Genomic DNA, 10,141 nt, shown 5'->3' with positions numbered 1-10,141 from the left:
GCCGTGCGGCCCCGCCGTGAGCTCGCCGCCGTCAGCGGCGATCCGCTCGCGGAGGTTCGCAAGCCCCCGGCCGGCCCCGGGTTCGGGCCGCCAGCTGCCCTGCGGCCCACCGTCGGTGACGCGCACTTCGATCCACGTTCCGGTGCGCGCGAGCCGCACCTCTGCCGCGGTCGGGCCCGCGTGCCGGAATGTGTTGTTCAGCGCCTCCCTTGCGACCGCGCAGGCGGCGAGCTGAGTGCCGGCGGACACCTCAACGACATTCGCCTCGACCGTGAGCGTCGCCCGCAGGCCCCCGGCGTTCGCGACCTCGATGATGCCTGGCAGGTCGGCGAGCGTATCGGCGGGCCGCAGCGGCGCGGGCCCCGGCTGCCGAAGCACCGTGAGCATGCGGCGCAGCTCGGCGGTGGTCTCGCGGCTCGCGTGCTCGATGTCGCTCAGCGCGCTCGCGTGCTCATCAGCTGCCGCGACGCCCGTCACGCTGCGGGCCGCCGCCGCGCGGAGCGTGATCAGCCCGATGCCGTGCGAGACGAGGTCGTGGAGCTCGGAGGCGATCCGCAGCCGCTCGGCCTGCGCGGCGCGCTCGGTCGCCCACGCGGCAAGCTCGGCGTCGTACCGTTTCCGTTGAACGCGCACGCGCAGGCTCGTCGCCGCGATCACGACGGCGAGCACGATCGTCACGGCGACCGCCACAGCCGCGCGCGAGGTGGGCCCGTCGGCGCCGACACCCACTCCGACGGTGAGCAGCACGCCGAGGAACAGCCCGAGGAGCACCGCTGCCCCCCAGCCACGCGCGCGAGCGCCACAGTGGCCGTTCGGTCTCCATGCTGCAAGTGTAGGTTGCCCGGCGCGAAGCGGGCATCAGACCAGGGTCCGAGATCTCGGCTGGGTGCGGCCCAGCGGGATCCGCCCGCGGCCCGATGCCCGCCTGGCCGTGCCGCGCTGGAATAGATCCCATGCTCACATTCGATGCGCTCAGCAAGCGCCGCGCCTCCCGCACGATCCTCACCGACGTCTCCTTTACTGCCAGGCCCGGGCGGGTGACCGGGTTCCTCGGGCCGAACGGTGCCGGGAAGTCGTCGACGCTGCGGATCCTCCTCGGCCTCGACCGTCCCACCGCGGGCCGCGCCCTCGTTGACGGCGTGCCGTACCGGAGCCTGCGCGCCCCGCTGCGCAGCGTCGGATCGATGCTCGACGGCTCGGGCGCGCACCGCAGTCGCACCGCCGCAGGCCACCTGAGCTGGGTCGCACGCTCGAACGGGATCCCCCGCCGCCGCGTGGACGAGGCGCTTGAGGCGGTCGGGCTTGCTGCTGAGGCGCGCACCCGCGTCGGGCAGTTCTTGCTCGGCATGGGACAGCGCCTCGGCATCGCGACCGCGCTGCTCGGTGAGCCCGAGGTGCTCGTGCTCGACGAGCCAGTGAACGGCCTCGATCCCGAGGGGATCCGCTGGATCCGCGGGTTACTCAGCGCGCACGCGAGCGCCGGCGGCACGGTGCTGCTGTCGAGCCACCTCATGAGCGAGGTCGCGGAGATCGCCGACGACCTCGTGGTGATCGCGGGCGGGCGCGTGGTCGCGGCGGGCACCGTCGATACGGTGACCGCGGGGTATGCGACGCTCGAGGACGCGTTCTTCGGCCTCACCGGCGGCGCACAGGGGGCCGGCAAGTGAGGGCGTTCTGGGGCACACTGCGCGCGGAGCTTGCGAAGCTCGCCACGCTGCCAGGGATCTGGATCGCAGCCGCGGCCGCCCTGCTCGGCTCGGCCGGAATCACCGTGCTCAACGCCTTCACCGTGCGCGGCGCGGTCGAGGCCGGCACGACCGACAGGCTCGGCGACACCTCAATGTTTGAGACCGGGTTCGCCGCGATCCCGATCATCGGGGTGGCGGCGGCCGTGAGCATCGGGGCGCTCGCGATCGGCAGCGAATACACGGCGGATCGGGCGGAGGCCGGCGGCGCCAGGCAGCTCGCGACCTCGCTCACGGCGACTCCGAGGCGCACGCTGCTGTTTCTCACCAAAGCGCTCGTCGTCGCACTCGCCACAGCCGTCACCGCCGCGGTCACGATCCCGGGCAACTACGCGCTCGCGCTCGCAATCTCTGGCAGTGTCGGCACCGAGACCGTCACCGCCGACGAAATGCTCACCCGGTCGCTCGGCGCAGCCCTGTACTGGGTGCTCATGGCGCTCATCGCGTTCGCGATCACCGCGCTCGCGAGGAGCGCGATGGTTCCGCTTGTCGTGCTCATCGCAAACAGCTCCCTCGTGTCCGTCACGCTGCTGCTCTCGTTCCTCACGCCGCTTGCGAACTGGCTGCCCGACATGGCTGGCCGCAACCTCTTCGGGTTCTCCCCCGAGTATTCGATGCCCGGCGGGCTCGAACCGCAGCTCGGCGCGATGGTGATGACTGCGTGGACGGTCGGCCTCCTCGCGGTCGCGGCCGTGTCGTTCCACCGCAGGGACGCGTGAGGGCAGCGATGCGAGAGACGCTGACGCCGCTTCGGAACGCATTCGCGGCCGAACTCGCGAAGCTGTTCACGCTCCCAGCGATCCGCCTCGCAGCACTTGCCGCCGTCGCCGCCAGCGCCTGCATCGCGGGCGCGCTCGCCTCCGGAGGTGAGGGCCCGCGGCCAGCGGCGGGAGAGGCCGTGCTGTTCGCGGTGCCGTTCGTGCAGGCGTGTTTCGTGCTGCTCGGCGTGCTCCCGATGACGCACGAGCGCGACGGCGGGCAGCTGCGCACCTCACTGTCGGCAGTACCGAGCCGCGCGCGGTTCGTACTGGCGAAAACGAGCGCGGTCGCCGCACTGCTGGCGGTGACGGCGACGCTCACGGTCGCGCTGAGCCTCGGGGCGGCCTGGGTCGCCACCCGGGTGGGCGAGGGGGTGCCGCAGGCGTCAAGCGTCAACGCAGCTGCGCTCGCCGGGGCTGCCGCGTATCTCGCGCTCATCGGCCTGTTCGCGCACGCCACGGCGCTGCTGCTTCGCCGGTTTGTGCCGGCACTCGTGAGCGTGCTCGGACTCGTGCTGCTGCTCCCACCGCTGCTCGGCGGCACCGAGCACGCGCGCTGGCTCCCGAGCCGAGCCGGCGAACTGCTGTACACGGGCGGCGACCCCGTGCTCACTGCGGCGACGGGTGCGCTCGTGCTCGGCGGCTGGATCGTGGCCGTCGGGGTCGCCGGACTCGCCGCGCTGCGTCTGCGCGACGCGTAGGGCGGCGGGCGGCGAGCGGTGCCGACAGTCGCAGGAGCGCGCGGCGCATATCATTAACTGTAGCCGCTTTTTGTGCTACGATTTTTTCATGGCTGTCCACTTCTCCGAAAGTGCAGATAAACACCACATCCCGCGCCATGACACACTGTACGCAATGATGTACCCGGAAGTGACTGCGGAAATCACCGGAAGACCCGGCGAGGTCACAACCGTCTATATTGGACACCCCCACGCACAGACCGACCGGTACATCGAAGTGATTGCAGCGTCTCGTCCACCAAGGACAATCGAGATCTTTCACTCGATGCCGCTATCGGACACCTTCCGATACTTACTGACTGAAGGGACACCGCCAACATGAGCAGAGAGTATGACGACCTCGCGGCGCGCGCAGCTCGTGGAGAGCTTGCAGTGAAGCCGGGCACGGTACGCCGCGGAGCCGCAGCGGCGGAAGAGGCACAGCGCGCACTCATGGCTGCGACCGAAACCACCAGCATCGAAGCGCTCACCCGCGTCGCGCTCGGACGACCAAGCCTCGGCGATCCAGGCGGAGCCTCACCAGTCATTCGCGCCAGGGTGCCTCAAGCACTCAAAGACCTTGTGACCGAACTCGCAGCAGAAGAAAACGTCAAGGAATCCGACATCGTCCGCGACGCCCTCGCAGCATACACAACGGGTGCCCAGTCACAGCGGGCTCCAGTTGATCACGTTACGTTCGACGGGACAACCAATCTGCAGGTCCTGTGGGACGGCAAGGCATTCACAGTTTCAAGGTCCGGCACCAATGAGGCGGAGAAGCCGACAGAACGCATCACCATGACCGCCGCTGAACTGGAGGATCTCTTCTCACGAGTGCAGGAGACGGTTGCGAGCGCCACGGCTTCCGGGGCGGGACGTTCGCAGAGCTGCGGGACCGGGAAACAGCCCGGCCCCGCTAGGACTGCCAGGCCTGTGTGAGGATCGACTTCGGCACGTGGTGTGTCGTGATGGAGCCGGCTGCGAGCGGCGATCCCTCGGGAACCTCCGCAGAGCCCGCGGGGCCGCCGATCGCTGAGTCGACCATCGCGCTCATCACCGTAAACGCGTCGCCGCGGCTGAAACCGTGCTGCTCGGTGAGGAAGCGGAAGGCGCGCTGGTAGCCGTGCGCGAGGGACTCCTGGATCGTGTCGCCGAGGCCGACGAAGATGACCTGGTCTGCGGTCTCAATCGCGGGCGCCGAAACCTGGAACTCCTTCGTGAGGGAGATCTTCGCGGTGATCGTGCCCGCAGCCTCGATCGCGACGTCGGAGGCTTCGCCCTCGGCCATCACGGCGTGAATGTCGCCGAGCCCGAGGTACGCGCCTGCCACTCGCACCGGCAGGTACAGCCGCGAGCCGATGCCGGCGTAGGTGAGGTCGAGGTTGCCACCCTCGGTGTAGACGGGTGCCATCGAGGAGTTTCGGCCCGTCGCGGGCGCGGTGCCGAAGCACCCGACCATGGGCTTCGCTGGCACGGAGATCGTGTCAGTGAGGTGCACCATCCCGTCCGAGATCGGGACGCGGCGCATGTACGGCTCGTCGCCCATCACTCCCGCGAGCGCTCCGGATCCGGTGAAGTACCCCGACCACCCCTCGTGGCCGAGCGTGATGTCGACGATATCGATGATGAGAGTGTCGCCCGGCTCTGCGCCGTTCACGTAGACGGGGCCCGTGATCGGGTTCATGATCGACTCGAGGTTGTCGCTGCTGCCCTTCTCCGCGGTCTCCGCGTACGAGCAGTCAGACGTCTCGAACTTGATGTGCTCGCCCGTTCCGGGGTCGATCCGCAGTGCCGGCTCGTCCTCCGCCGAGAATCCCGAGTGTGCCTGATCCTTACCGATGAAAAAACTCACCAGAACTCCTTCAATATTCTGCTTCGACCCGTGGGCAGCAGCGGGCTACCCGGGCTGGAGTCGACCCCGACTCCCCCTGCACCGAGCGCGTGACCGTGGGCCCACGCGCAGACGGCACCGCCGTCTCCGCGGCCCACGGTGGCGCGCTCAGACTCCCTCAACTGTACTGCTGGCGCAGCTACACGGTTGACCGCCGCCGCACCGGATCAGCGCCCGCGCTCACCGAGGCGAGCCGCAAGCGCTGGCGGCGCAAAGCGCGCCACTGCAACGATGACCTTGTACGTGAACGACGGGATCGACACCGACTTGCCACGATCCGCATCGCGGAGCGAGTCTGAGACAACCCGCGGGGCCTCGAGCCACATCCACCCTGGGATGCCCTCCTCACCCGGCGGCAGACCGAGCCGCTCGTGGAAGTTCGTGTGCGTGTAGCCGGGGCACACCGCGGTGACCGTGACGCCCTGCGGCCCGTAGCGGCCGTTCGCCCAGCGGGAAAACGTCACGAGCCACTGCTTCACCGCCGAATACGTGCTGCGCGGAATGAAGGCCGCCACCGAGGCGACGTTGATGATCTGCCCGCTGCCCCGCTCGAGCATCGGCTGGAGAGCCGCGTGCCTGAGCCGCATCGGCACCTCGTTGTGGAGCTGCAGGTGCCGGGCCTCGGCCTCGATGTCATTCGTTTCGAACTCGAGTGGCAGCCCGAACCCGGCGTTGTTGATGAGCGTGTCGACGGGCTGCTCGCGGGTCGTGAGCCGGCGGATCACCCGGTCTCGGTCTGCCGCCACGAGGAGATCAGCTGCGATGACCTCGACGTGAATGCGGTGCCGCGCGCGGAGTTCGGCGGCGAGCGCCTCAAGCGCTTCGGTGTCGCGGGCGACGAGCACGAGCGAGGCGCCCTGGGCGGCGAGCTGCGCCGCATACTCGGCGCCGAGCCCGGAGCTTGCGCCGGTGATGAGGACGGTGCGGGAGGGGGCGCCGGCTGCGCGGGGTGTCTGCGGTGACATGCCTCGATGGTAGCCCGGAAGCCGCGCCGGCGCTCTAGACACCCCCTCGGGCGGATGCAACACTGATGGTGCAACAGCAACACCGTTTCCACAGCCATCACACGACCGGGACGTGCGCAGTCTGGGTCGCACACAGGATGGTCACACGTATGCAATGAGGCAGGTGCGAACATGTTCAATTTACCGACCTTCACCGTGGTATCGATCGCCAGCGTGATCGGTTTCTGGGTGATCTACACGCTCGTATTTCTCTGGGTGTCGAGATCGTGGGCGCGCGAGGACACGGAGGTGACCGATGAGCACTGAGCTCCGGTTTCTCATTGTCTACTTCGCCGCGATGGTCGGGATCGGGGTGTGGGCGATGCGTCGCAGCTCCAACTCCGCTGAGGGCTTCCTGCTCGCAAACCGGAGCCTCGGCCCGGGCGTGACCGCGCTCCGCCTACAGAGCTCGTCGATGTCGGGCTACATGTTCCTCGGCGCGGGCTCCCTCGGCTACACGCAGGGCTATTTCGGCATGTGGTACGCGCTCGGCGACATCGGCGGTGGCGTGCTGAACCTGTCGGTCCTCGGCCGCCGGATGCGCAAGCTCTCGCAGATCCTCGGATCCATTACCTCCATCGAATACCTTGAGCACCGGTATCCATCGAAGTGGGTGCGCATGATCGCCGCCCCCGTCGCACTGTTCTGCATGTTCTTCTACGTCATGGCGCAGTTCATCGCCGGCGGCCGCGGGCTCGAGATGGTGTCGGGCATCAGCTACCCGATCGCGCTCGCGGTCGCGATCGGCGTCATCGTGCTGTACACGTTCCTCGGCGGCTACCTCGCGGTCGCGTACACCGACTTCGTGCAGGCAATCATCATGCTCATCGGGATGCTGTGGATCCTCATCGGCACGCTCATCGCCATCGGCGGCTTCTCCGAGGGCAACGCCCGCGTCGGCGCGGTCGACGAGACCCTGCTCGGCATGTTCGGCCGCGGCGGCATCTACGACGGCCAGTGGGGCATCATCCTCGGCGCGCTCCTCATCTTCTCAATCGGCTACATGGGCTGGCCACACGTCGTCGTCAGCCACATGGCGATGAAGCGCCCGAGCGTCGCCCGGCGGGCTGGCCTGTACTCGACGCTGTTCAACCTGCTCTTCATCCCGGCGCCCTACATCGTCGGCATCTTCGCGATCGTGCTGCTCCCCACCCTTGTGAACCCGGAGATGGCAATCTTCGAGATGGCCTCGGCGGTGCTCCCCTCCTTCGCCGTCGGCATCGTGATGGCCGCGATCATGGCAGCCATCATGTCGACGGCCGACGCACTGCTGCTGCAGTCGGGCACCGTCGCCAGCCAAGACATCTACGCCCGCTTCTTCAACCGGGACATGACGGACAAGCAGCGTGTGCTCGTCTCCCGTTCGATCGTGCTCGCCCTCGCCGTGATCGGCTACGTCATCGCGGTCGTCGAGCCACCCGCGGTCGCCGCGATCGTGATCTTCTCGACGACGGTCCTCGGCAGTGCGTTCGTGCCAGCGTACGTGTGCGCCGTCTGGTGGAAGAAGGCGAACACTGTCGGCGCGATCAGCTCGATGATCGCCGGCACCGTACTCGCGGTCGGGTGGGAGCTCGCCGGCTTCGCCGGTTCGACGGGGCTCGACCCGATGGTGGTCGGCATCGTCGGTTCGACGCTCGCCATGATCATCGGCAGCCTCGCGACGCAGGGCAGCCACCCCGTGCCCGAGCACATCAGGCGCGCCCTCGACGAGACGAAGAAGGTCGGCCCGATCCCCGCGAAGCTGCTGCTCGGCCAGGACACGAAGCTCTCGGCGCAGGCCGAGATCGCGGGGCAGTGACGTGAGCGACACGGTCCAGACCCGTCTCGCGCTGCCTCCGCAGTACACAGCAAGCGACGCGTGGCAGGTCGTACGTTCGCGGGCCGCGGAGCTCAAGCCGGTGAGTGAGCGGCTGCGCTGGCACCCGTTCTCGGGCTTCGAGTTTCGGCTCGCACACCCGCTCACTCCGGGCGGCGCGCCGCAACGGGTCTTCGCGATCGTCGACAGGCTCACCGGGCAGGCGACGCTCACGGATCCCTGGCCGGAACTGGGCGAGCTCTCGCCCGAGCAGGAGCGCGACTGCGTCGCCGACCCCGGCTGGAACACGACGAGTTTCGCCGAGTCAGGCCGCCGCGCACACCGGCTCGTCGCGACCGCGGCCATGCGCCGGCACCGCCTCGCGGTGCCCTCGACGATCACCGAGATGCGCACAGTCGAGTCGCTCTGGAAACCGAACTGGCTCCTTGAGGCCCGGTTGCAGGGGCGCCGACTGCAGATCCTCGTCGACGCGATCACCGGCGGATACTACGTCGTGGGCACCTAGCGCTGCCCGAACACACAGCTGGGGCCGGTGCTCGAAAGCACCGGCCCCAGCCACTCGCTCAGTAGTTGAGCGCTGTCGCCTTAGGCGAGGCGAGCCTGCAGGTTCTCGTCGATCGACGCGAGGAATTCCTCGGTCGTCTGGTAGCTCTGCTCGGGGCCGACGAGAAGCGCGAGATCCTTCGTCATCTTGCCCGACTCGACGGTCTTGATGACGACGTCTTCAAGCGTGTGCGAGAACTCGATGAGCGCCTCGTTGTTGTCGAGCTTGCCGCGGTGCGCGAGCCCGCGGGTCCAGGCGAAGATCGACGCGATCGGGTTCGTCGAGGTCGGCTTGCCCTGCTGGTGCTGGCGGTAGTGGCGGGTCACGGTGCCGTGAGCTGCCTCTGCCTCAACAACCTTTCCGTCTGGCGTTGCCAGCACAGAGGTCATGAGGCCGAGCGAGCCGAAGCCCTGTGCAACGGTATCCGACTGCACGTCGCCGTCGTAGTTCTTGCACGCCCAGACGTAGCCGCCCTCCCACTTCATTGCCGAAGCGACCATGTCGTCGATGAGGCGGTGCTCGTAGGTGAGCCCTGCAGCTTCGAACTGCTCCTTGAACTCCGTGTCGAAGATCTCCTGGAAGATGTCCTTGAAGCGGCCATCGTACGCCTTGAGGATCGTGTTCTTCGTCGAGAGGTAGACGGGGTAGTTGCGCGAGAGGCCGTAGTTCAGCGAAGCGCGAGCAAAGTCGACGATCGATGCGTCGAGGTTGTACTGCACCTGCGCGATGCCGTCGCCGGGCGACTGGTAGACCTCGAACTTCTGGGGCTCGCCGCCGTCCTTGGGCGCGAACTCGACGGTGAGGGTGCCCTCGCCGGCGAAGCGGAAGTCGGTTGCGCGGTACTGGTCGCCGAATGCGTGGCGTCCAATGATGATCGGCTTGTTCCAGCCCGGCACGAGGCGGGGAATGTTCGAGATGATGATCGGCTCGCGGAAGATGACTCCGCCGAGGATGTTGCGGATCGTGCCGTTCGGGCTCTTCCACATCTTCTTCAGGCCGAACTCTTCGACGCGCGCCTCGTCAGGGGTGATGGTCGCGCACTTCACGCCAACACCGTGCTTCTGGATCGCGTGCGCAGCGTCGATCGTGACCTGATCGTCGGTGGCGTCGCGGTGCTCCATACCGAGGTCGTAGTACTCGAGCGTCACGTCGAGATATGGGTGGATCAGACGATCCTTAATGAACTGCCAGATGATTCGCGTCATCTCGTCGCCGTCGAGCTCAACGACGGTGCCTTCAACCTTGATCTTCGCCAACGTAACTCCCTGTTTCAACGATCAGATTTCCGCGGCTCAGTCTACCCGATAACCATGAAATTTATCTTGACGTCAAGATACTGGGTGCAGTGGTGAGGGCTGACGCCGGGCGCGGGGCCTATCCCTCGGGGAGAGGCGGTTCCGTAGCTCCAGGATCGGGCTCTGGATCGGGCGTCGGCGTCGGCGTCGGTTGTGGCTGCTCAATGACCGGAGGCGTTCCGCCACCCCCTCCACCGGGAGCTGGCGGCGGGGCAACGATCCCTGTTCCCGGGTCCGGGGCGACCTCGCCGCCGGGGAACTGCTCCGTGACGCCAGGCTCCTCAATCACCTGGGTCTGATGCACGTTTAGGTGACAGTTTGGTCAGGCCGCGAGTGCGACCTGTTCGTTCATGATGGTCTCGTATTCGA

12 protein-coding genes are annotated in these 10,141 nt (G+C 67.6%); 7 read left to right on the top strand and 5 right to left on the bottom strand.

Annotated elements, in window-relative coordinates:
• On the bottom strand, window positions 1-771 hold a 771-nt coding region (locus AUL38_RS16015), incomplete at its 3' end, for a sensor histidine kinase (RefSeq protein WP_059063726.1).
• Between the two features lie 182 nt (window positions 772-953).
• Here AUL38_RS16015 and AUL38_RS16010 point away from each other — a divergent pair.
• The 4 genes from AUL38_RS16010 to AUL38_RS17620 all read left to right on the top strand — a co-directional run bounded on the left by AUL38_RS16010 (window position 954) and on the right by AUL38_RS17620 (window position 4,161).
• Window positions 954-1,667, top strand: coding sequence for an ABC transporter ATP-binding protein (locus AUL38_RS16010; RefSeq protein WP_059063725.1), 714 nt, complete (start codon window positions 954-956; stop codon window positions 1,665-1,667).
• Window positions 1,664-2,464, top strand: coding sequence for a hypothetical protein (locus AUL38_RS16005; RefSeq protein ID WP_059063722.1), 801 nt, complete (start codon window positions 1,664-1,666; stop codon window positions 2,462-2,464). Before AUL38_RS16010 ends, AUL38_RS16005 begins: the two co-directional genes overlap by 4 nt.
• A gap of 8 nt (window positions 2,465-2,472) precedes the next feature.
• Window positions 2,473-3,204 (top strand): hypothetical protein, encoded by a 732-nt coding sequence (locus tag AUL38_RS16000; RefSeq protein ID WP_059063714.1) that lies wholly within the window; start codon window positions 2,473-2,475, stop codon window positions 3,202-3,204.
• 357 nt (window positions 3,205-3,561) lie between these two features.
• Entirely contained in the window at window positions 3,562-4,161 is a 600-nt protein-coding gene (locus AUL38_RS17620; RefSeq protein WP_059063712.1) for a hypothetical protein, read from the top strand.
• Here the strand turns inward: AUL38_RS17620 and AUL38_RS15990 are convergent.
• Both AUL38_RS15990 and AUL38_RS15985 read right to left on the bottom strand, forming a co-directional pair.
• The gene (locus tag AUL38_RS15990; protein WP_059063710.1) at window positions 4,139-5,074 is read right to left on the bottom strand and encodes an acetamidase/formamidase family protein; all 936 of its coding nucleotides are present in this window, start codon (window positions 5,072-5,074) and stop codon (window positions 4,139-4,141) included. The two genes, AUL38_RS17620 and AUL38_RS15990, sit on opposite strands and share 23 nt — an antisense overlap.
• Window positions 5,075-5,280: 206 nt before the next feature.
• A complete protein-coding gene (locus tag AUL38_RS15985) occupies window positions 5,281-6,078 on the bottom strand; it encodes an SDR family oxidoreductase (protein WP_059063708.1) in 798 nt (265 codons plus the stop codon).
• Between the two features lie 171 nt (window positions 6,079-6,249).
• On the opposite strand from AUL38_RS15985, the gene AUL38_RS17925 reads away from it, so the two are divergent.
• Genes AUL38_RS17925 through AUL38_RS15975 form a run of 3 tightly spaced genes read left to right on the top strand, consistent with a single transcriptional unit; the run spans window position 6,250 to window position 8,438 of the window.
• A complete protein-coding gene (locus tag AUL38_RS17925) occupies window positions 6,250-6,384 on the top strand; it encodes a hypothetical protein (protein WP_255355624.1) in 135 nt (44 codons plus the stop codon).
• Window positions 6,374-7,915 (top strand): sodium/proline symporter, encoded by a 1,542-nt coding sequence (locus tag AUL38_RS15980; RefSeq protein WP_059063706.1) that lies wholly within the window; start codon window positions 6,374-6,376, stop codon window positions 7,913-7,915. Before AUL38_RS17925 ends, AUL38_RS15980 begins: the two co-directional genes overlap by 11 nt.
• A gap of 1 nt (window position 7,916) precedes the next feature.
• On the top strand, window positions 7,917-8,438 hold the full coding sequence (locus AUL38_RS15975; RefSeq protein ID WP_059063704.1) for a hypothetical protein: 522 nt from the start codon (window positions 7,917-7,919) through the stop codon (window positions 8,436-8,438).
• A gap of 80 nt (window positions 8,439-8,518) precedes the next feature.
• Here the strand turns inward: AUL38_RS15975 and AUL38_RS15970 are convergent, their stop codons facing one another.
• Together AUL38_RS15970 and AUL38_RS17235 are read right to left on the bottom strand one after the other, a co-directional pair.
• Window positions 8,519-9,733 carry an NADP-dependent isocitrate dehydrogenase gene (locus tag AUL38_RS15970; RefSeq protein WP_059063702.1) on the bottom strand — a complete coding sequence of 405 codons (1,215 nt, stop codon included), beginning with the start codon at window positions 9,731-9,733 and terminating at the stop codon, window positions 8,519-8,521.
• A 118-nt stretch (window positions 9,734-9,851) separates the two neighbouring features.
• Entirely contained in the window at window positions 9,852-10,076 is a 225-nt protein-coding gene (locus AUL38_RS17235; RefSeq protein ID WP_153006642.1) for a hypothetical protein, read from the bottom strand.
• Window positions 10,077-10,141: the final 65 nt, after the last annotated feature.

The sequence above is a fragment of the Leucobacter sp. G161 genome (genome assembly GCF_001482305.1).
In the GTDB taxonomy this organism is placed as follows: domain Bacteria; phylum Actinomycetota; class Actinomycetes; order Actinomycetales; family Microbacteriaceae; genus Leucobacter.
The sequence above is the reverse complement of the archived record's forward strand: the minus strand, read 5'-3'. Positions and strand labels throughout refer to the sequence as shown.